General features: G+C 46.9%; 16 protein-coding genes. 6 read left to right on the top strand and 10 right to left on the bottom strand.

Annotation, left to right across the window (positions count from 1 at the left end; all coding sequences use genetic code 11):
• Positions 1-488 precede the first annotated feature (488 nt).
• The 7 genes from QUA70_RS17440 to pilM all read right to left on the bottom strand — a co-directional run bounded on the left by QUA70_RS17440 (position 489) and on the right by pilM (position 10,544).
• On the bottom strand, positions 489-1,964 hold the full coding sequence (locus QUA70_RS17440) for an NAD(P)/FAD-dependent oxidoreductase (RefSeq protein ID WP_333326916.1): 1,476 nt from the start codon (positions 1,962-1,964) through the stop codon (positions 489-491).
• A 232-nt stretch (positions 1,965-2,196) separates the two neighbouring features.
• Positions 2,197-3,459: a threonine-phosphate decarboxylase gene (locus QUA70_RS17435; protein WP_333348881.1), complete on the bottom strand. Its 1,263-nt coding sequence runs from the start codon at positions 3,457-3,459 to the stop codon at positions 2,197-2,199.
• Positions 3,460-3,474: 15 nt separating this feature from the next.
• Positions 3,475-3,783, bottom strand: a complete 309-nt coding sequence (locus QUA70_RS17430) for an HU family DNA-binding protein (protein WP_333198661.1) — start codon at positions 3,781-3,783, stop codon at positions 3,475-3,477.
• 697 nt (positions 3,784-4,480) lie between these two features.
• The gene (locus tag QUA70_RS17425) at positions 4,481-6,859 is read right to left on the bottom strand and encodes an AMIN domain-containing protein (protein WP_333348883.1); all 2,379 of its coding nucleotides are present in this window, start codon (positions 6,857-6,859) and stop codon (positions 4,481-4,483) included.
• Positions 6,860-7,330: 471 nt separating this feature from the next.
• Complete coding sequence (locus tag QUA70_RS17420; protein WP_333326910.1) at positions 7,331-8,134, bottom strand: pilus assembly protein PilO; 804 nt, start codon at positions 8,132-8,134, stop codon at positions 7,331-7,333.
• A complete protein-coding gene (locus QUA70_RS17415; protein ID WP_333326908.1) occupies positions 8,131-9,036 on the bottom strand; it encodes a PilN domain-containing protein in 906 nt (301 codons plus the stop codon). The genes QUA70_RS17420 and QUA70_RS17415 overlap by 4 nt, the downstream gene beginning before the upstream one ends.
• A gap of 413 nt (positions 9,037-9,449) precedes the next feature.
• Complete coding sequence (gene pilM / locus QUA70_RS17410; RefSeq protein WP_333326906.1) at positions 9,450-10,544, bottom strand: type IV pilus assembly protein PilM; 1,095 nt, start codon at positions 10,542-10,544, stop codon at positions 9,450-9,452.
• A 382-nt stretch (positions 10,545-10,926) separates the two neighbouring features.
• On the opposite strand from pilM, the gene QUA70_RS17405 reads away from it, so the two are divergent.
• On the top strand, positions 10,927-12,210 hold the full coding sequence (locus QUA70_RS17405) for a sugar ABC transporter substrate-binding protein (RefSeq protein ID WP_333348885.1): 1,284 nt from the start codon (positions 10,927-10,929) through the stop codon (positions 12,208-12,210).
• 391 nt (positions 12,211-12,601) lie between these two features.
• Positions 12,602-13,177, top strand: a complete 576-nt coding sequence (locus QUA70_RS17400; RefSeq protein ID WP_333348887.1) for a Uma2 family endonuclease — start codon at positions 12,602-12,604, stop codon at positions 13,175-13,177.
• A gap of 5 nt (positions 13,178-13,182) precedes the next feature.
• Here QUA70_RS17400 and QUA70_RS17395 read toward each other — a convergent pair whose 3' ends face one another.
• Positions 13,183-14,448 (bottom strand): folylpolyglutamate synthase/dihydrofolate synthase family protein, encoded by a 1,266-nt coding sequence (locus QUA70_RS17395; RefSeq protein WP_333348889.1) that lies wholly within the window; start codon positions 14,446-14,448, stop codon positions 13,183-13,185.
• Positions 14,449-14,589: 141 nt separating this feature from the next.
• On the opposite strand from QUA70_RS17395, the gene QUA70_RS17390 reads away from it, so the two are divergent.
• Positions 14,590-15,603, top strand: coding sequence for a DNA cytosine methyltransferase (locus tag QUA70_RS17390; RefSeq protein ID WP_333410517.1), 1,014 nt, complete (start codon positions 14,590-14,592; stop codon positions 15,601-15,603).
• A 162-nt stretch (positions 15,604-15,765) separates the two neighbouring features.
• Here QUA70_RS17390 and QUA70_RS17385 read toward each other — a convergent pair whose 3' ends face one another.
• Both QUA70_RS17385 and rsmI read right to left on the bottom strand, forming a co-directional pair.
• Entirely contained in the window at positions 15,766-16,983 is a 1,218-nt protein-coding gene (locus QUA70_RS17385) for a glycosyltransferase (RefSeq protein WP_333348892.1), read from the bottom strand.
• Between the two features lie 69 nt (positions 16,984-17,052).
• The gene (rsmI, locus tag QUA70_RS17380; RefSeq protein WP_333326893.1) at positions 17,053-17,934 is read right to left on the bottom strand and encodes a 16S rRNA (cytidine(1402)-2'-O)-methyltransferase; all 882 of its coding nucleotides are present in this window, start codon (positions 17,932-17,934) and stop codon (positions 17,053-17,055) included.
• 70 nt (positions 17,935-18,004) lie between these two features.
• Between rsmI and QUA70_RS17375 the strand changes: the two genes are divergently transcribed.
• The 3 genes from QUA70_RS17375 (at position 18,005) to QUA70_RS17365 (ending at position 21,200) form a co-directional block, all read left to right on the top strand.
• Entirely contained in the window at positions 18,005-18,862 is an 858-nt protein-coding gene (locus QUA70_RS17375) for a PfkB family carbohydrate kinase (RefSeq protein WP_333326891.1), read from the top strand.
• A gap of 236 nt (positions 18,863-19,098) precedes the next feature.
• A complete protein-coding gene (locus tag QUA70_RS17370) occupies positions 19,099-20,223 on the top strand; it encodes a cupin-like domain-containing protein (RefSeq protein ID WP_333326889.1) in 1,125 nt (374 codons plus the stop codon).
• A 98-nt stretch (positions 20,224-20,321) separates the two neighbouring features.
• Entirely contained in the window at positions 20,322-21,200 is an 879-nt protein-coding gene (locus QUA70_RS17365) for an inositol monophosphatase family protein (RefSeq protein WP_333326887.1), read from the top strand.
• Positions 21,201-21,509 lie beyond the last annotated feature (309 nt).

Raw genomic sequence — 21,509 nt, 5'->3', positions numbered from 1 at the left:
AGCCGGAGTTTAAAACAATACTTGAATTGTTTCTGTAAGAGCTGTTTATACTGGAGTTAAGACTAAGTAGAAAATGAATAAAGCTAAGGCTGATTGAAGAACCGCAGTTGAGAGAAGAGGAATTGAAGATGCTAATCAGGTACTTAAAAGTATTTGTGAAACCGATGCTTGTATGCGATCGCCTATTAAATCTAATCTCTAGTTTAGCTCATAATTTAATGTCATCACTACAATTCGGGCGAGTCTGCATTTAAAGCCGCAAGCAGAGGAAATCGAGTTTGTGCGCCAGATTGCCGATCGGTAGGGAGTCATAGGCTCCAAGCCCAATTATTTTTCCAGATGCAACAACAAGCTGCCCCACTCTAATAAGTAAATCAGGAATTAAATGCCAAAGTTCAGAAGCAGACTGTGGAATTAGCCCAAGTCAATTATATTTTCCCACTCATATAGTTAGCAATTACAAATTACCAATTACCCCTTTGATTGTTTCACTTCCAATACCTGCGCCAGTGAAACAAATTCTCCCACAAATTCTGGATAAAAGTATTGCTGCCCAAGCGCTGCGACTCCCAAACAGTGGCAGTTTGACCGTTAATTGCCGAAAAACTAGACCAAATATAAGGAAGTTCGGCGATCGCCTCAACCTTCATCCCGTGACGCACAGCCAAGGCGATCGCGTGAATCAACTCAGCAGCTTGCGGCCCCACAATACTCGCTCCCAAAATCTCCCCGTTGCGACGCCCGACAATCTTACAAAAACCAGTTGTATCTCCGGACATTTGAGCTCTTTCAAGATTCTTGAAATATTCCCGACCAATAATGAGATCGTCTCCAAAACGGCGCCTTGCTTGCGCTTCAGTCAAGCCAACCCTCGCCAATTGCGGGTCAGAAAAAATCGCCCAAGGAATCCCGCGATAATCTATTTGAAACATCGGCAAAAACAAAGCATTTTTCACAGCAACTGCAGCTTCGCAATTAGCGATGTGAGGGAACGGATAACCCCCAGCAACATCGCCTATCGCGTAAATGCGGTGATTAGTTGTTTGCAGCTTTTCATTTAAAATCACCCCCCGATAGCTGAATTTAACCCCAGCCGCTTCGAGATTTAACGATGAAAAATTGTGTCCTCTACCGGCGGCCAGAAAAATCTCCTCAGCTTCGATCGCCCTTGGCCCTGCTTGAATCCACTTTTTACCCTCAATCACCCTAGCTTGAGTCACCTCAGTAGCAGTCAGAATCCGCACTCCTTCAGCTTCCATTGCAGCTTGAACCAACCCAGCAGCCTCCCGATCTTCTTTAGCCAAAATGTGCGAACTTTTCACTACCAAAGTGACAGCAACCCCCAGCCGAGTAAAAGTTTGAGCCACTTCGACACCGCTGGGATCTGCGCCAATTACAGCCAAACTTTTAGGCAACTGTGGAAGTTTGGCTAATTCCGCGACAGTTTCCGAAGTAAAAAAGCCAGCAGACGAAAGTCCTTCAATATTCGGAATCGTCGGCAGAGTTGGACAAGCCAGCAAATAACAGAGCGATCGCAATTTTCGCCCGCCGACAACAAAAGCCAAATCCGGTTTCGCAACAAACTCGCCGCTGCCAAAAATAACATCGACACCGCGAGCAGCCAAAACGCCGAGATCATCAATTTCTGACAAATTAGAAACAACACCCTCGGCCCACTTGAGAACCCCGTCAAACCCCAATTTGATCGGCATGGAGGAATTAGCCACTTCCCAGCGCACCCCCAACTGCTGGCGGCTGATCTGCTGGGCAAAACGAGCAGCCTCCCTCAAAGTTTGGCTGTATCTCAAACCAAGGTCGATCGACTCTTTCCCCCCAGTCGGCAAATCTTGGGAATTACTTAGCGGTTCCACCAAAGCAACGCGAGCCGGGAAATTAGTTGCAGTCAAAGCAGCATAACGTCCGGCCGGAGTTCCACCAATAATCACTAAATCATAGTCAAGCATAAATAAAAAAGTCAGTAGTCATTAGTCATTAGTCATTAGTTAGTAGTTTAGGACGATCCGCGCGCGGGGTCAGAAACCCGGTTTCTTCCTAGATACTTCGCTGCAAAACCCAAGATTTATCATAGAAACCGGGTTTCTTGGGGATGTCCACTCAAACGACCAATAAAATCCGTTTGTCAACTGTTATTGGTTGTTAACAGTCAACAGTCAACGGACAACCGTCAACAGTCACCTAATGAATAACTTCGCCAAGTCCAGCAATCAGCCGCAGATTGTCCGCCCTTGAGCGCACGGCCACCCGAAAAAACCGATCGCTCAACTCAGGAAAACTCAAACAATCCCGAATCAAAATCCGGTGTCGTTCCAAGAGACTTTTTTGAATCGAAGAAACCGACATCGACGACTCAACCAACAAGAAATTAGCCGCCCCGGCAAAAGGCTGCAAACCCGGTAAATTAGCCAAACCCTCAAATAGCTCTCGGCGAGCAACAGGCAGCCAATCCCAAGTTTGCCGCTCAAAAGCAGCATCTCGCACCGCAGCAGCAGCAGCCGCCGCCGCCAAAGCATTCACAGGCCAAGGATCGCGCAGCAACTGCCACCGGCGGAGGATATCGGGATGGGCGATCGCACAGCCCAAGCGCAGTCCCGGCAGAGAATAGAATTTAGTGAGCGATCGTAAAATCACCAAATTCGGAAACTCCTCAACAGCATCGATCAAAGTTTCCTGCTCAGAAGGCGGTAGAAAGTCCATAAATGCCTCATCCACCACCACCATACCTAACTGCTTCACATAAGGCAAAATCGCCTCCCTAGCAAACAGTAAACCCGTAGGATTGTGCGGGTTGTTCAGTAGCAAACCTCGTCTAGAGGGGGCATCGAGAGCAAGAGGAACGGGGAGACGGAGAGAAGGGGAGACAAGGGAACGGTTAGAAAGCGACAAATCATCGGTTACTAACTCATTTCCTGCCCCAGCGTCCAACGATGTCAGTTCCAACTGAGATGTTGCACCATGCTCAATTTGTTTAGGAACAGGCATCTTGCCTGTTCCACAAGAAAATTCATTTCTTGTGGAATGGGCATCTTGCCCGTTTTTGACAATGGTGCAAGTTGTGAGTTCCAAAGGACATTTCAGCACCTGCGCCCCGAAAGCCGAAAGAGCCCGCCAGTAATCGCCAAAAGCCGGAGTCACCAAATAAGTCGCCTCCAGCTTCGACAAATCCCAAGCCGCCCAAGTCAACAATTCCGCCGAACCATTCCCGGGCAAAATCCAATCCCGGTCAACATTCAAAGCCTCACCCAAAGCAGTCCTGAGATCCCCATAATCCGGGTCTGGGTAAGCCGTCAGACTGCTCAAGTGTGCTTGAATCGCATTCAAGGCCGACTCAGGAGGGCCCAAAGGACTGATACTGGCAGAAAAATCGAGAATAGCAGAGGCAGGGCAGCCTGCCAGTGTGGCTGCCCAAGCTAAATTCCCACCGTGTACAGGTCTAATCAAGACTCAGTTCGCCAGCTATTCCGCGTTTTTCGGCGGTGCAACTCTGTCCTTAAACAACTTCCCTGCGGAAAATGCAGGAACTCTGGTGGCCGGGATTTCCATCTTGTCGCCAGTTTTGGGATTGCGACCCTCGCGGGCCTTGCGTTCCCGCGACTCAAACGAGCCAAAACCGACCAGCGTCACCTTGTCGCCATCGGAGACAGCTTCCATGATTGCTTCCAGGGCCGCACTCAAAACAGCATCTGCCTGTTTTTTCGTCACGCTAGCCTTTTCCGCCACTGCATCAACCAATTCACCTTTGTTCATTGCGAACTCCTTCTCGATTTGCAAAATTACGTTAAACAGAGTTAGTTCAACTATTAGCTGTGAGTTATCAACTGGATTGAGGTGTGGATTGGGAGGTTGGGGTGGTTCCCGATTGCTCCCGTCCGCTTCCCCGAATCACAACTCCTGCTGAATACCAATTACCCTAGGGTAATTGGTCAGAAAAGGAATTTTTGTTTCTAACTGCTGAAAACCCCACAGCATCTAATTTTCACTGCATTATTCTAAAGTCTTGCCGACCGTTATGGATCGGTGGAACCTTTAATTTATATGGAACTTGCTAATTTTTGTAATTAATCCCAAAATTTAGGTAAAAAAATACCACCTTGGAAACAAGATTTCTCGCCTCGGTGGATTTGAGATCGGAAAAGAAGGAGAAATAGAAAGAATAAAATGTAATTTGTCAAGGGCTAAAGGAAAAGTTTTTTCCTTCTTCCTTCTTCCTTTTTCCCTCTTTCTTTCCTCCGGTGGGGCAGGGCTGTTTCATTTTCCCGAAACCCGCCAGGGGTTTCAACCCCTGGCTAATAGCGAAAGTCGTTTGAAGACGACTGAAAGAGTCATTTATAGTTTTCTTACAGAGGACTAATGAGTTCTTTAGTCCTCTTGAGCGAGGACTTTAGCTTTGAGGCAGGGGTTTCAACCCTGTCGGACTGTCGGGAAAGAGCGTGGAAAGTTGACACCAAGGCCTTTTTCCTTCCTACTGTCTCGGCTGGACGGGCTGACTGCGCTGCAACAGTTGGCGCGCGTCGGGACTGATGTTGTTTTGGTAGCCAAAGTTCGATCGATCGCTATCATCCAAAATCTGCGGTGTCAGCAATACAATCAACTCCGCCCGCTGGTTAGCCTTATTGGTACTCCTGAACAGCGAACCGATAATCGGCAAATCTCCCAAAATCGGAATCTTGTTCGCTGTAACCCGTTCTTCGTCGCGGATAATCCCCGAAACAATCAAAGTCTGACCGTCCCGCAGGCGAATTAGGCCCGATTGCAACGATCGCTCGCCCAGCAGCCTGATGGTATTGGTGTTCGCGCCTGTGGCCAGGTTTTGCTCGCCGCCAGGTGTCCTGATAATCGGGTTCACCCGCAGAGAGACAAAACCGTTATCGTCAATCCGGTCGATCGCCACCCCCAACTGCAAACCAGCCCTGTCTTTGACGGCCGTCACCGTTGTGGTACTTGTATTGCCGGTACTCTGGGTTTGGGACGTGATGTTAGTGATCACCTCATCAGTAATATTCACATTTGCCGTTTCTCCTTCTTGAACCACCAGAGTCGGATCGGTCAAGATTTTGGCATTCTGGCTCTGAATAGTTGCCTGCAACGCCGACAGGAACCTCCTCGGATACTGGAACAGCGGGAACAGACCGAAATCTGCACTTCCTGAGCCGGTCGTCGAGCCTGGAGTGTAATCCGTAATTCCAACTCGCGTGGGGTCATTAGTAACTGGGGCTGTCGGCTGGAGGAACACACCTTTGCCGGGGCCTTCGAGACCTTGACCTGTAAAGGGCACGATACGCCGGCCGTTCGCATCGTAGAAAACATCCGGGGTTCCTAGGGGGTTGCCGATGATCGGTCTAGCGATGGGATCTCCCAGGCCAGCGGGCGGATTGATGCCACCAAAATTGAGACTTGCCACCCCGCCGTCATTGACGAAGAAATTGTTATTAATTCCGAAAGAGAAACTGCTGTTGGTTCTGTTGTCTCCCAACAAGTTGATATCGATCACCTTGACGTTGACAGCGACTTGACGGCGGCGCAAATCTAGCTGCGTCAAGAAAGCCACAGCCATGTCAACTTTGCGCGGATCTCCCACCAAAGTGATGGAATTGAGCCTCGCATCCGCCAGCACCGACAGTCCCCTCAGCAAGAGCGGCCCGGTGCCTTGGGTAGCGCCGATCGCCTTAATATCCGGTTCCCGAATTTCCACATCCCGCGCCGCATTTCCCTGGCCCACGCTTTGAATAGTCACCCGAGTAATGGGCAGTTGACTTTCCGCGCCTTGAGCGCTCAAAAAGTTAGCTGCATCCGTAGAGCGAACTTGATTGAGCCGCAAAGTCCGAATGATAATATTGCGCGAGTCGATCGGCAAGCTAGTCCCTACAAAAATTGTCCGCCCCTGGCGGTTAGCTTGCAGCCCGCTGAGCCGCAGCACGTAATTAAAGACATCTTGCACCGACTCATTTTCGATGTCCAAGGAAATCTTTGGGCCTTCATCTGAGCCGGAGGCTCCTGGCTGACCAGGCACTGCAGGCTGGCCCGGTTGAGCAGGGGCCCCGCCGCCTGTAAAAGCGATGTTCAAGCCAGCAGCGCGGGCCAGCAGAGCCAAAACGTCCCGGACTGGAGCATCCCGCAGCACCAAGCGGGGGATGCGTTCTCCCGAACTAAGTTCAATATTTCCCGCGCCGGGGGCGATGTTAGACACCGCGATATCTCCCAAGGGCGGAGCAACTGCTCGGGGCTGGAAAGGCGCAGCCTGATTTGTCTGGGATTGTATTTCGCTGGGGAGGGGCGGGCGATCGTTCCTGGTAACAGTAACTTCGGGATTTGGCAGCAGCACGCCTGGGTTTTGCGAGGTGCGGACTTGGGGAGCCGGCGGGGGAGCTGTTTGGCTCAGTGGCAGGCCGGGAGGCAGCGGAGGTGCTGTTTGGGCAGACTGTACTGTACCACCCTGTCCGGCAACGCTGAGGACGATGCTTTGGCCTTGTCCCGGAACAATTTGTCCGTTAGGAACTCCGTTGGTGCCGGCTACCACAACGCGGATGCTGTTAGCCTCTACCTGGCTGATTTCTACTGAAGAAATTCCCGGAGCGGGGTTATCTTGACGGAAGCTGTTGCCTTGTGGCAAGCGGAGCTGGGTGTTGATAATTGTGGCTTGGTAAGTATTGCCGTTATTGATGGCGAAAACTTGCGGGCGATCGCCCTTTTCTGTCGCCAGAACAATATTTACGCCATTATTACCTTGACTTACTTGCACTCCTGTGACCTGAGTCGGCGCTGCCAAGACGGGGGCTTGGGCTACCAGAACTCCTGCAACGCTGCATAAGAGTCCTCCACTTAACCGTAGATGCTGTTTCACGTTCTCTCCTCCACTAAACTTTGTTATTTGTTGTTCGCAGTCTTTTGTCGCTAGCTGCTAAACTGACTAAAATATTCTCGCTTCGAGCCTTTTTAAAGGAAGAAGTTATGCCCTTTTCGATTTTTAATTTTCGATTGGGAATAACAGATGACATCAGGGTTAGAAGCTATCCTACAGCAATCCTTGCATCATTTGTGGATTTCTTACTCCCTCCCCTTTGTAAGGGGAGGGTTGGGGTAGGTAAAAAAATTACGACTCCTGCAAGGATTGCTATACAGTTCAATTACTTTTTGAAACAGGTATTAGAAGAACTTAGATTTCAGAGCCAATTTATGAATGCCAGAAAAATATTTTTCTGGCATTCATACTTTTTTGACTTCTACTTTCCATCTTCCAATTTCAACCTTCTGCCTTCTACCTTCTTGTGAAAGAGCGAGTTGAGAACAATAGGTAATATCCGCCAAACAAGCACTACTTAGCACCAGGACTCGGAACTGGAGTTGGCGGTTTTTCTTCTTGCTTTAACGGCAGCAGTGCGTGCAAATCAAAAGCAGTTTTAATTTTAGTTGGGGGCTGCTCCACAGGAACTATTTTCCCTTTCAAAAAATCAACTTCAATTGGCTGATTTGATGCTAGCAATTCAGATTTCAAATTCCTCACTACCAACAGCGACTGCATCAACTCCAAGTTACGCATAAAATTGCGGGTTTGAGCGAAAGTGCCTTCAAACTCTACCTTAAATTTTTTGCGTCTGAGCTTGCCAGCCAGGGACGGCCCAAAGGAGGTATCAGCCAGAATATCAGGGTCTGGAGCTCCCGGCGCGGCGGTTGCTGCGGCTGGGGGCATATCGGGCTCAAATTTGGTAATTTTAGCCTTGAGGTCATCTCCTTGCACGCCGGCGTTGATTCTATTAACCAGTTGGGTCATATCAAGCAAAAGCGTGTTGGCGCTGGCGTCGCTGGCAAACATTGCCGTCACGTTGGCGCGGCGCTGTTTTGCTTCTTCTTGCTTGGCTTCTGCTTCTGCCTTTTTTTGAATTTGAGTTTGCAATTGCAGTTGCGTTTGCTTGCTTTCGCTAATTTTTTGCTTGAATGCGTCGCCTTTTTGGAATTCTGGCAGTACGAACTGGTAGCCGAGGTAGCCCGCAATTCCGAGACCGAGAAGGGCGATGCTGATTGCTTGCACTTGGGGTGTCAGCTTAATGCCGAATATTTCCTGACCCCCTGTTTCTTCTGCTTTTCCGCCACTGGGAATAAACTCATTTGCTGCTGTCATTGTTTTTTCACCTCTGGTTTTTGTGGTTCTAGCACTCCTTTTTCTTGAAGTGTTTCTATCCGTATTGCTAGCCCGTCTGCCTGCTTGCTGCGGAGTTCGGGGAGCAACTCGGAGGCTCCCGTCGGGCTGAGCGTCGTTTCTATTTTATATTCCACCACCGGTCGCAGTTTGGGAAGTTCTGGTGGTGCTGCGTTTTGGTTACGCACTTGTAATTGTGCGGGGTTGTTTTTTAATGTGGCCGCTATCAGTTTGGTATCGGTGTTAAGGAAGAAAGGAGAGCGTTGGACTAGCAGCATAAAGTCGTTAACTTGAGCAAAGGTACTGGCTATCCCTGAAATTTGTACTTTTGCTGCCTGCTGCGGGACGACGGGGACGGGAGCTGCTGCCGGGGGGGGGCTGGCTGGAGACGGGCTCGCCCCTGGGGACGGGCTGGCTGCGGGAGTTGCTGCGGGGGGAGGGGGTGCTGCTGCAACGGGGGAGGGACTGGGGTCGATTTGCTCGATTTTGCCAATTTGCACTCCCGCCGGAGTGCGGGCACTGAGGTCTTGCAGCATCGCCGACCAAGGTTTAATTTGGTCGAATACTCCAGCTAATGCTTTGTATTCGGCGGTAACTTGGTCGGTTTCGGCGTTGATGGCTTTGATGGTGTTGGCTTGAGTGTTTAACAGGGCCAGTTCTTGGTCGATGGCTGCTTGTTCTGTAGCCAACTTGGTATTTTCGTTAGTCGCCCACCACCAGGCGCCCATGACTGCGGCGTTGAGGCCGAAGGCAAACAGCAGCGCCCCAATTAGGGGCAGTTGGTCTTTGGCTCCACCGGAACTTTTTTTAGCGGAGCTTTTGGCTACTGCAACGGGTTTGTAGTCTGGACGGTCGTTGAGAAAATTAATATCTAGGCTGTACATGGCTTCACTCGATTTTATAGCAGAAGGAAGAAGGTAGAAGGCACAAGGTAAAAGGTAGAAGGCACGAGGTAGAAGGTAGAAGGTAGAAGGAAAAAGTGATCTACCGCTTATGTTTCAGCAATTAAGAATGTCCTCACAGTCTTGGCTGTTGCTATAGATTTAAATTGGAAATTTTAGATTTTAGACAGAACCCAAGATTGCTGGTACAAGTGAAGGATTTATTTAGGGAAGAAAGAAACAACTTTCTGGCTTCTACTGAAGGAAGGGGCTGCTTCTACCTCAGATATATTCTACCTTTTACCTTCTACCTTCTCCCTCCAATATTCTACCTTCTGCTTTCTGCCTTCTTCTTTTGGAAGGGGCTTTTACCTAAAATTCTCAAATCGGTTTTTCTCTCATCTAAAACTGTTAGGTCACATAACCTCCCTTAGTCCTAAACCTAGGGCGACTCCTAAACCTGCTCGCTGTTCTGGGGTAATTTCTTGGCTGATTTCTAGCCCTAGGGTTTCGATGGGATCGACTTGAGATGCCGGCAAGCTTAATCTTTGCATAAAAAATTCGTCTAGTTTGCCGATCGCAGCTCCCGGGCCTGCTAGCAGCAGTTGCGCTACTTCGAGTTCTTCGCTCTGGTTGAGGTAAAAGTCTACTGAGCGGCGCAGTTCGTCTGCTAGTTCTCCCAATACTTTAATCATCGCATTTGTTCCCGGATTGGCGTCTCCCGATGCGCCCATTGTATCTGTGACGGGCAGGGTCATGCCTTGCAGTTCGCTGGTGTCTCTGGTTGGCGGCAGGTTCATGGCTTGGTTGAGGGCGGTCTGGATTTGGTAGGTGCCGATCGGGATGGTACGGTTGAACTGAGGTATGCCGTCCACTACTATAGCTAACTCGGTGCTGTCAAATTCAATGGCAGTGAGAACTGCTGCTTCTTGGGAGGAAAATTGTTGCAGTTGTTCTTTGAGGGTGCGGATTAGGGCAAAGCTGGTTACTTCTAGTACGTCTATAATCAGTCCGGCTTCTTTGAAGGTTTCGATGTATGTGTCGGTAACTTCTCTGCGGGTGGCTACTAACACGACTTGCACTTTTTCTACTCCGTCGTCATCTACAAATAGGCCTATTTTTTGATAGTCTACGTCGGCGTCTTCTCTGGGAAACGGCAAGTACAGTCCTGCTTCTGCATTCATGTAATCCCGCAGTTCTTCTTCGTTGAGCTCTGCGGGAACTGGGATGAGGCGGATGACGGCTTCGCGGCCGGGAATGGCTGTGGCTACTCGCTTGGCTTTGATTTTGTTTTCGGCGAGGACGGCGCGTATGAGTTCTGCCATTCCCGGTGGATCGACTATTTGTCCTTCTTGTACTATGTCTTCGGGAACTTCTATTGAGGCTAGGGTGGCTAATTTTAATGTCTGAGCTTTCTTTTCGAGCTGAATGATGTTGATGCGGTCTGGGGCTATTTCGATCCCGATTCCTGGCTGGCGTTGGGAAAGTAGACCTTTGAAAAAGTTAACCATGTGATTGGGTCGTCGGTAATTGCTATTTTTTTCTTTTGTAGTTGGCCAGCCTGATTAAGCGCGCAGGCGTGTTGGAGGGTTGGTTTCCAACTGCCGAAAGAGTGCTGTAATCTCGGTATCCCGCCGTAGCTACGCAGCTCCGTCTGTGTTGCGCGATCGCTAGTTCCGATTTTATGCTATCCAATTTACTTGACAATAGCTATTCTGCTGCGAATGTCAATAAATTCCAGCTCGATCGACGGAAAACCTGCCGATTCTGCACAAAAACCGACTCTCTCGATCGCGGTGGCCAGCTACAAAACTCTCTCTCGCACTCACCGCGCTTGATTCGGCCGCTCGCTTTTTTTGTCTAACGGTTCCCATAACTCTCAAATTTTATTCTATGAAACGTAAATCTTGGCAACTGTTTGCTGTTTTTGGGCTGGTGGGGCTGCTGCTGGCTGCTGTGGTGAGTTGTGGCAAGCCGGCTGTTAATTCCCAGGCAAATAATACGCAGGAAATCGAGTTCTGGACTATGCAGCTTCAACCTCAGTTTACTGAGTATTTCAACAAGACGATCGCCGGTTTTGAAGCCCAAAATCCGGGGGTGAAGGTACGCTGGGTGGACGTTCCTTGGTCGGCGATGGAAAGCAAGATTTTGGGGGCTGTTTCGGCGAAAACTGCGCCGGATGTGGTGAACCTAAATCCCGATTTTGCTTCGCTGTTGGCGGGACGCAATGCTTGGCTGGATTTGGATTCTCGGATTCCGCAGCAAGTTCGATCGACCTATCTGCCTAATATCTGGAAAGCTGGCGTACTCGACGGCAAGAGTTTTGGCATTCCTTGGTATCTCACGACTGGGGTGACAATTTACAATACGGAGTTGTTGAAGAAGGCTGGAATTGCTAAGCCTCCTGCTACTTATGCCGAGTTGGCAACTGTTGCCAAGCAGGTGAAGGAAAAGACTGGTAAGTTTGCTTTTTTTGTGACTTTTGTGCCGGAAGATTCGGCGGAGGTTTTGCAATCTTTCGTGCAGATGGGTGTGCCTTTGGTTGATGCTAAAGGCAAGGCGGCTTTTAATACTGCTAAGGGCAAAGCTGTTTTTCAGTATTGGGTAGATTTGTACAAGAACGGACTTTTGCCACAGGATGTTTTGGTGCAGGGACATCGTAGGGCGATCGAGCTTTATCAAGCTGGGGAAACTACTTTGTTAGCTTCGGGGCCTCAGTTTTTGAAAGCGATTGCTGAGAATGCTCCGAGTATTGGTGCTGTTTCGGCTACTGCGCCTCAAATTACGGGGGAAACCGGCAAGAAGACTGTGGCGGTAATGAATTTGGTTGTGCCGCGCGATAGCAAGCGCCCTGATGATGCTGTCAAGTTTGCTTTGTACGTGACTAATTCTCAAAATCAGTTGGCTTTTGCTAAGGCTGCTAATGTTTTGCCTTCTACGGTTGAGGCTTTGCAGGACGATTATTTTAAGAACGTTCCGACTGATGCCCCCGCTGCCGATCGAGCTCGGGTTGTTAGTGCTTCTGGGTTGACTTCCGCCGAGCTATTGCTTCCGCCTTTGAAGGATGTTAAGAAGCTGCAAAAGGCGATTTATGACAATTTGCAGGCGGCAATGTTGGATGAGAAGTCGGTAGATCAAGCTGTGGCTGATGCGGCTAAGGCTTGGGATCAAAGGTAGTTTTTAATTGAAGCTGGGGCGGGATTTTATTCATCTCGCCCCTTGCTTTTTTCTGCCACTTGACGTATTATTAAATAATGGGAATCTGTGCCGCCATATATAAGCAGATATCAGCTTTTAAGTTATTATCAAATGATGAAATTACCGCCTCTTCACAAGGCGGAGTCGGAGGAAAAATCTGGATAAGTCAATCTGGACTATTTTAGAGATAAATGTTTGTTGATAAGAACGATCGCTCATCCCAGAAACCGGGTTTCTTTATCCCGTGTGATCGCCTTTCTCAATTCAGCTTGATTGATGATTTGCAGGAAGATAGCCTGAATTTCTCAAATATTCAGAAATTTGACTCGTGTTAAAATCAAAGCTCAGATCGAAATAGGATAAAATTATTATGCCAGCGATGACACTCAAAGATTTAAACCAAGTTCAAACCCTTTTTTCCGAAGCGGGTTTAGATTACCAAATTGAACTAGAAGACGGGATAATTTCAGTTATAGGGCCATCAGACATCGTATCCAGTGAAATCAGTAGCCGTCTCATCGCCTTTCTTTTCGCTTGGATAAATCCCCGTCGCTTGGGGAGAGTCTTTGACTCCGCAGGCGGTTTCATTATGCCGGATACGAATGTCAAAGCACCGGATGTTTCTTTTGTGCGGGCCGCCCGCTTGCGCCAAAGTCCGCGTTATTTTGGAGAACTTGTCCCCGATTTGGTGGTTGAGATTAAATCTCAGAGCGATCGCATTAAGCCTATAGAAACCAAAGTTTTGAAGTTTATAGAACTGGGTGCGATCATCGGAATCCTGATCGATCCTGATGAAGAAACAGTGACTATTTATCGCTCTACAGGTGAACCGACTGTTTTAGGAAATGGCGATATCTTAACAGTAGCAGAACTTTTTCCCGGTTGGGAATTGCCCGTTTCGGAATTGTGGCCTCCTATCTTTACTGAGGAAGAAACACAATTCTGATGCGTTTAAGCTTGGGATTGTTGTTGTTGCAGAAAATAGCCGACGAGATAAAGGGAACCGCAAAGGATTGTTAGGTTGTCACCTGTAACAGCAGCATCTAAAGCTGTTGTCAAGTCGGGGAAGGCTTGACAGAGAGTTAATTCGGGGCAGATAATTTGAGCGAGGGTGGCTAATTCTGCGGGGGATGATGAGTTTTGATCGGGTACGGGTACTAGGTAAAGTCGATCGCCCTTTTTGAGTAATGCTTTCAAAATATCGTCGCAGTCTTTAGTCGCAAGAATGCCGATTACCCAGTTAATAGGTGACGGGTGATTGTTCAGGCGATCGACATATTCACGCAGGGCGATAGCTGCGGCTGGATTGTGCGCGCCATCAATTAATATGTTGCGGTTTTTCCAAGTTGTCTGCTGGAGTCTTCCGGGCCATTGGGTTTTGGCGATACCGTTTTCGATGGCGGTGGGGGAAATTTGCCATCCTTGGTTTTGGAGAGTTTGCAAAGTTGCGATCGCAATTGCTGAATTCATTAGTTGAATTTTTCCCAGCAGCGGCAATTTATATTTTATTTTAACCGCATTTTGATTTAACTGATATTCTGCGAACCCTTGTCCTAAATCTCTTGCTGGTTTTACCCAAGTTGCCGGACAGTCTAATTCTTGAATGCGTTTTTCTACTACTATTCTAGCTGATTCTGGCAATTGTCCGATAACTGCCGGACATTTTGCTTTGAGAATTCCGGCTTTTTCCCCAGCAATATCTGCCACGGTGGGGCCGAGTATTTGCCAGTGTTCAAGACTGATAGAAGTGATGACGCTAGCGAGAGGTGTTTCGCAAACGTTTGTGGCGTCTAATCTACCGCCCAATCCAGTTTCTATGACTGCGATGTCTGTTTTTTGTTCGGCGAAATACAGCCAAGCTGCGGCGGTGATTATTTCAAATTGAGTGGGAGTTTCGGTGTTGTTTTCGGTGGCGGCGACAACTCGTTCTAGGCACTGTTGCAATGCTGTTGTAGAAATCGGTTTTTGGTTGATGCAAATTCTTTCTGTCCAATCGATTAAGTGCGGGGATGTGTAGCGTCCAACTCGATAGCCTGCTTCTGTTAGTACGGAAGAGAGATAAGCGCAAACGGAACCTTTGCCGTTTGTGCCTGCAACGTGGATAATGGGTACTTGTTGGTGGGGGTTGTCTAGTTTTTGGAGAAGTTGGTGAATTCTTTCTAAGCCGAGATGGACGCCGAAGTGTTGGTAAGATTGGAGGATGGATTCTGCATTCATTGAGGATGATAAATTCTATTTGTGTGTGAATTATATTTCTTTTATTAACCATAGAGGGCGCAGAGAGAGAAGAAAGAGATAGATATCTAAGAAAAGAGAGGTTTATAATTGATTTATTGTAGTTATTGCGGGTGAAAGAAGGTGGCTTTGGATATTATTTCTCTGTTTTCTGGTTGTGGGGGGTTGGATTTGGGTTTTCGCTTGGCTGGCTTTAATCCGGTTTGGGCGAATGAATATGATAAGTCTATTTGGGATACGTATAATTTCAATCATCCTGAAACTATTTTAGATCGCAGAGATATCAGAAAAATCAAATCTGATGAAATTCCCAACTGTATTGGGATAATCGGCGGCCCTCCTTGTCAAAGTTGGAGTGCGGCCGGGGCGAAACGGGGGATTGATGACAGTCGGGGTCAACTTTTCTGGGAGTATATCAGAATTGTGCGGGACAAGCAGCCTTTGTTTTTTTTAGCTGAGAATGTTAGCGGTATCTTGGCTTCCAGAAACAAAGATGCTTTCACTTATATATTATCGCAGTTTGAGGAAATCGGGTATCGGGTTTCGTACAAGTTGTTGAATGCTAGAAATTTTGGTGTTCCGCAAGATAGGCAAAGGGTTATTGTTGTTGGTTATCGGCAGAATCTGGGTTTTGGTTTTGAGTTTCCCGAACCTGGAACCGAGATTTTGACGCTGAAAGATGCGATTTTTGATTTGCAGGCTGCGCCACTGTCAGTTAAGGCTAAATTAGATAATTATCACGATTCTGTCCCAAATCACGAATGTGCGGATTTGGGGTTTTCGAGCATTTATATGTCGCGGAATCGAGTTAGAAGTTGGTCAGAACCTTCGTTTACAATTCAGGCAAGTGGCAGACACGCACCTCTCCATCCTCAAGCTAGTAAAATGCTTTTGGTGGGCAAAGACAAACGCATTTTTGACCCCAATTCGCCTCAGCCTTACCGTCGGCTTTCTGTGCGAGAGTGCGCGAGAGTTCAGACTTTCCCGGATGAGTTTATTTTTAAGTACAAGTATATTGCTGATGGATACAAAATGGTCGGCAATGCTGTTCCTGTGAATTTTGCTAGAGTTTTAGCCAGTAAGATTTTTGAGGATATTGTCATAGGGCATAGGGCAGAGGGCATGGGTGTCAACTGAAGCCGACCATCTACCAGTCGCTAGGGAATGAATTCCACGGGGCTTTTAGCGAAAGTCCTCGCTATGAAGGCTAATCTCAAATCCCGTTGACATCAGAATTATTCATCTCTCTCTCTTCTCTTCCTCTGTGTCCTCTGTGGTTTCATCATTCCGAATTATCTGTCATTGAAACTTAGTTAACTCGCCAAGATTTTGCTGAATCGCATTTGTCCCGCGAATATGAGACAAGGGAGAACCTCCGTACAAAAAGCTGTTTAAGCTAACTTGATAATTTTGTTGAACTGCTAAATCTAGCCATAAATTGTTAATAGCATCTCCCGGTTTGTAGTCGGGAATGTTGTGCTGATAGTAAGGAAAACTGTCTATACAAATATTGAAAAAGTTCTTGCGCCCGCAATGCTTTAAATACTGATATCGCGGTTTGAATTCTGTTTGATTTTCCAATACTGTATATATAGTATCTGCGAGAGATTCTGGGTCAAATTTGGCGTAAAGACCCGCACCTTCGGGGAAAACTGGCGAGTTTCCTCTGGCGTATTGGTTGAATTCTTCAAAACAAATTACTGGTACGTTGCAACTCATGGCTTCGGTAATTCCCCGGTTTTTTCCTTCTAGGAGGGAACCGAGGACGAATGCTTGGGCTCGCGAATAATATGTGGGGATTTCGCTGTAGTAGTCAACTCTTGGCACTAAGTTAATGTAGTCGGAGGGATTGGTTAAAATTGCCTCCACTTGTGGCCATTCTTTTAATGCGTACTCGTCGAGAGTTTTCAGGTTGTTAGCATCAAATTCGTGGCCGGTGACTACTGTTAATTTTATTGGTTTCTGCGGATATTTTTGGCGGTAAACTTTTAAGGCTTTGGCAATAATTGGCAAATTTTTTTCTTCGGAAATTCGGGCGACGGCTAGCAAGTCGATGTCTTTGGCGGGGACGTTGCGCGGGGAAATTAAGTATTCGTTGATGAAGTCGGTGTCTTGCAGTGGTATGATTGGTTTGTGGGCGCGATCGGGATAAGTTTCGCGAAACCATTTTTCTCGCTGCGGGTTTTTGTATAAACTGGAGTAGGCGTCAGCTATGGGGGCCCAGGAGTAGGAGATTCCGGGGGAATAGGTGAAGGAGAAAAATACTGAGGAAAGTTGGGGAAATAGTTTGTTGATGAGTTCGACTGCTTCGCTGAAGTAAATTCCTTTGATGAAACGCCCTTCGTAAAACAGTGGGGGAAGCAAGACGTAGAAACTGACGGTATCGAAGCGGTGGGGTTGGTCTTCAAATATCTCCCAGGTAAAGGCGTCTAAGTCTGCATAAATTTCGGCGATTGGTTTGTTGATGTGGGGGTTGCGTAAATATGGTTTTTGTCGATCGTAGTTTCCGCGTACCATATAATTCTGAGTGTGAGTATCTAGCTTTTTTTATTTAACCGCAGAGGGCACAGAGGAGAAGAGAGATATTCACAAGTCATCTACGGGTTGGTCTAGTGATTCATTGTCGCCTATTGTGAGGGCGAGTTGGTAGATTTGGCGGCGGGGGAGGGATGTTTGTTGCGCTAGCTGGCGGCTGGCTTGGGAACGACTTATGCCTTCTGCAATTAATGTTTGCAATTCTGCTTTAATGGCGTCTTCGGAAAATATTGGTGCGGCTGTTTGGATGCCAGCAATTACGAGGGTAAATTCTCCCTGGGGTTCGCGATTGGTGTAAAGCTCGATCGCACTTTCCATACTACCACGCCAAAACTCTTCGTGCATTTTAGTTAACTCCCTCGCCAGCACAATCTGTCTGTCACTTCCCAAACTATTTGCTAAATCTTGTAAAGTTTGTCGCAATCGGTGCGGAGATTCGTATAATATTATAGTGCGGGATTGTATTTGCAAAGCTTCTAAACTCTGTTGGCGTTCTTGACCTTTCACGGGTAAGAAACCTTCAAATACAAATCTCTCTGTGGGTAATCCTGATGCAGTTAGGCTAACAATGCAGGCGGTAGGGCCGGGAATCGGAATAATGTTAATATTAGCATCGGCGCAGGCTTTGACTAACTCGTATCCGGGGTCAGAAATTCCAGGCATTCCGGCATCGGTGACAAGGGCAATATCTTTGCCTAAAAGCAGTTTGTCGATGAGTTCGGGAAGTCGCTGGTGTTGGTTGTGTTCGTGATAGCTGATTTGAGGAGTTTTGATTTGAAAATGGTGCAAGAGTTTGCCTGTATGGCGGGTATCTTCGGCGGCGATGAAGTCTACTGTTTGCAAGATTCGGATGGCGCGAAAGGTCATGTCTTCGAGGTTGCCGATCGGGGTTCCTACGATGTAAAGTGTTCCTGTATTGGGATTTGCTTGCATTTTAAGATTGGGATTTTTTAACCGCAGATGGGACACAGGTGGGACGCCCATGCCACATATTTAAGAAGATATGAAAACTGGATTGTTTTTGGGATTGGCGACTTTAGATTTAGTTTATTTGGCCGGGAAGCCTCCGGGTGAAAATCAGAAAGTTGTTGCTTCTGATTGTACCATTGCTGCGGGCGGGCCGGCGGCAAATGCTGCGGTCACTTTTAGCTATTTGGGGAATGTGGCGGTATGGGCTGGTGTTTTGGGCACTCACGCGATCGCCCAATTAATTCGTGCAGACTTAGCGGAGTATAATGTCAGGATAATTGATTTGGAACCCGGGCGATCGCACTCGCCGCCAGTTTCCTCGATTATTGTAACTGAAGCAACGGGCGATCGATCGGTAATTTCCATTAATGCTACGAAATCGCAAGTTGACAGTCAAACAATTAACCAGGATATTTTAACATCAGTTAGTATTGTACTGCTTGACGGACATCAAATCGCAGCCAGCAAAGAAATTGCTCAACTTGCCAAGTCAAAAAATATTCCTATTGTCCTCGACGGTGGCAGTTGGAAACCCGGATTAGAGGAAATATTGCCTTTGGTTGAATGGGCGGTATGTTCCGATAATTTTCATCCACCCGACTGCGACAATTCAGAACAAGTCTTTGCTTACCTGTCAGCAGCCGGAATTCCCAATATTGCCATCACTCGTGGCGAACAATCAATTTTATACCTCAGCAATGGCACTTACAGCAGTATAGAAGTACCTCAAATTCAAGCCACAGACACTTTAGGCGCTGGCGACATCTTTCACGGCGCTTTCTGTCACTACATTTTGCAAAATAACTTTACCGATACTCTCACCGCAGCGGCTAAAATCGCTTCCCATTCCTGCAAAAACTTCGGAACCCGCGCCTGGATGAATAAGAGTTAATTTTTAATTAAAATTAACCAAACTATCCGGTTAAAACCACTCAAAGATAGAAAAGTTGAACTAGCAACACCTGTTAAGTTAAAATCCTGACAGCAACCTCGACAAAATTTGTGAACTTCTCTCTTCTCTTCCTTCCTTCGCGCCCTTAGCGCCTTCGCGGTTCGTTAACAAAATTGCTATATTAGTAAGACAAGTTAAAGTCACACAAAACACTCCCAAAACAACATACCCGAATCATGCCTGACACCCAACCCCTAACTATCACCCTTCCCCCTTTGCGGATTACCCTAACAGAACAACAGCAAGTTAACCTAGAATGGCTGACACAAAACTTGCCCAATCTACTCACCCCAAGCAAACAAGAAATTCCCGACAATATGAAACAGTGGGTGGCGGCTAACAAATTATTAAATCAACCAGACGCAGAAATCATTCAAGCCCTAATAAGTACGGGCATAGATGCGGAAACAGCCACCGCAGAAGTTAGGGAAATCTCCTCTCATCCCTACTTCCAAGCAGGCAGTCAGTACGTGCAGTTATTGCAAAAATTAGAATCGCATCTCAGGATTAACACTCAATTAGCTGCATTGTCTTCCAAGTTTGGCACAATCGAACGCAAAAGCAGCCTTTCCAGAGAGTATTTTATCGAAAATTACTACGCAAAAAATACTCCTGTAATTATTACCAATATTATGCACAACTGGAAAGCGTTGCAGTTGTGGACGCCGGAGTATTTGCAAGAAAAATATGGCAATGCAGAGGTACAAATTCAAGCCAACCGCAATTCCGACCCTAATTACGAAATCAAGATAGAAAATCACAAAAAAATTGTTTTGTTCCGCAAATATGTAGAGATGGTTGTCAAGGGCGGGCCTAGCAACGACTACTACATGGTTGCTAACAACCAAACTCTGGAAAGAGAGGAATTTAAACCCCTATTCAACGATATTGAAATTTTCCCAGAATACCTCAATCCAACGGATACAAAAGGCAGAGTTTTCTTTTGGTTCGGGCCGAAAGGCACGATTACGCCACTACACCACGACCCAGTTAATTTAATTTTAGCTCAAGTGTCTGGTCGCAAACTAATTAAATTGATTTCTCCGCAGCAAACACCTCTGCTTTACAATCACGTCGGAGTTTTCAGCAAGGTTGACGGCGAAAATCCCGATTATGACAAATACCCGCTTTACAGAGATGCGAAAATTATTGAAGTGATTTTGGAACCGGGAGAGGCTATCTTTATTCCTGTCGGTTGGTGGCATCATGTAAAATCATTGGAAGTTAGTATTTCGGTTTCGTTTACTAATTTTGTGTTTCCTAATTATTATGAATGGAAATATCCTCATATTAATTGGTAATTGCTAATGTATGGTTCCCAGGGGCGGGCACGGGGGCACCGCCCCTACTGAAATCCCCGTTCATCTGGGTTCATCTGCGGTTAAAAAAAAAGAAATTAATGAAAAATCTCGAAGAAATCAGCGAAATTTCGCGATCGATCGCCTGGAGTGCATCAGATATCCTACAATCCTATTATCGGCAGGATTCCCACAGTCCTAACCTCGACATCCAAGAAAAAAAAGATGGCCCCGTCACCGCCGCCGATGTCGCTGTCAATTCTTACATTCTCGACGAATTGCAGTCGGCTTTAGGGAATGCAGAATTTGGCTATCTCACCGAAGAAACTTACAAATCTTATTTAGAAAAAAACGGTCAAATTCCCTTACCTCAAAGTTGGGTTTGGATTATTGACCCTTTGGATGGAACGCGAGATTTTATTGACAGGACAGGTGAATTTGCCGTTCACATTGCTTTAGCATTCGAGGGGAGACCAGTATTGGCAGTTGTGGCTTGGCCCCAACAGCAAAAAATTTATTACGCAATCCGCGATGGGGGCGCTTTTGGGGAAAGTCGGGACGGTTCTGCGGTAAAGTTGCAGGTTTCTGCGCGAAATAGAGTGGCAGATTTATCTATAGTAACTAGCCGCAGTCACCGGGGCGATCGCTTTAATCAATTGTTACAAAAACTGCCTTGTCAAAATCAACTAGCTGTCGGCAGTATCGGCTGTAAAATTGCGACAATTGTGGAGCAAAAAGCTGATGTTTATATTGCACTTTCGGGAAAGTCTGCGCCTAAAGATTGGGATTTAGCGGCACCGGAATTAATTTTGACTGAAGCGGGCGGTCAATTTACTCGTTTTGACGGTTCTACTTTGCAATATAACCGGGGAGATGTGAGTCAGTGGGGGGGATTGTTGGCGAGTAACGGTTGCTGTCATGCTGCTTTGTGCGGGGAGGCTGAGGGGATTTTAGCAGGGATAGATGGGGGTTTGAAGTAAGTACGATCGCCCCTAAAGATTGTCACGGATAACTCGTAGGGGCGGGTTTTACCAACAATAATTGCCTAAAACCCATAATATAGTAAACCCGCCCCGATCGCAGATATGTATCAAAAATCCCGCTTTTAATATTTCCGTATAATCACACTTGCTATTGAAGTATTTTTGTGTTATGTCATCCACCTCGCGCTGGCTCATTCGTAATATTACTTAATAAAATTCCCCAACTTTATCAAAACTTTAATTACAAAAGTGTTTATAAAGAAAACTTTATATAGATTTTTAGAAAAAACAGTTATGGTTACTACA

The organism is Microcoleus sp. LAD1_D5 (assembly GCF_036702115.1).
In the GTDB taxonomy this organism is placed as follows: Bacteria; Cyanobacteriota; Cyanobacteriia; order Cyanobacteriales; family Microcoleaceae; genus Microcoleus.
Note: the sequence above shows the minus strand (reverse complement) of the source record. Positions and strands in the feature narration are given on the sequence as shown.

What these genes read in the sequence shown, in the direction of transcription:
- QUA70_RS17440 (WP_333326916.1), bottom strand. Translation starts at nt 1,964, where the DNA reads ATGCTTGACTATGATTTAGTGATTATTGGTGGAACTCCGGCCGGACGT.
- QUA70_RS17420 (WP_333326910.1), bottom strand. Translation starts at nt 8,134, where the DNA reads ATGACAGCAGCAAATGAGTTTATTCCCAGTGGCGGAAAAGCAGAAGAA.
- QUA70_RS17415 (WP_333326908.1), bottom strand. Translation starts at nt 9,036, where the DNA reads ATGTACAGCCTAGATATTAATTTTCTCAACGACCGTCCAGACTACAAA.
- pilM (WP_333326906.1), bottom strand. Translation starts at nt 10,544, where the DNA reads ATGGTTAACTTTTTCAAAGGTCTACTTTCCCAACGCCAGCCAGGAATC.
- QUA70_RS17405 (WP_333348885.1), top strand. Translation starts at nt 10,927, where the DNA reads ATGAAACGTAAATCTTGGCAACTGTTTGCTGTTTTTGGGCTGGTGGGG.
- QUA70_RS17400 (WP_333348887.1), top strand. Translation starts at nt 12,602, where the DNA reads ATGCCAGCGATGACACTCAAAGATTTAAACCAAGTTCAAACCCTTTTT.
- QUA70_RS17395 (WP_333348889.1), bottom strand. Translation starts at nt 14,448, where the DNA reads ATGAATGCAGAATCCATCCTCCAATCTTACCAACACTTCGGCGTCCAT.
- QUA70_RS17385 (WP_333348892.1), bottom strand. Translation starts at nt 16,983, where the DNA reads ATGGTACGCGGAAACTACGATCGACAAAAACCATATTTACGCAACCCC.
- rsmI (WP_333326893.1), bottom strand. Translation starts at nt 17,934, where the DNA reads ATGCAAGCAAATCCCAATACAGGAACACTTTACATCGTAGGAACCCCG.
- QUA70_RS17375 (WP_333326891.1), top strand. Translation starts at nt 18,005, where the DNA reads ATGAAAACTGGATTGTTTTTGGGATTGGCGACTTTAGATTTAGTTTAT.
- QUA70_RS17370 (WP_333326889.1), top strand. Translation starts at nt 19,099, where the DNA reads ATGCCTGACACCCAACCCCTAACTATCACCCTTCCCCCTTTGCGGATT.
- QUA70_RS17365 (WP_333326887.1), top strand. Translation starts at nt 20,322, where the DNA reads ATGAAAAATCTCGAAGAAATCAGCGAAATTTCGCGATCGATCGCCTGG.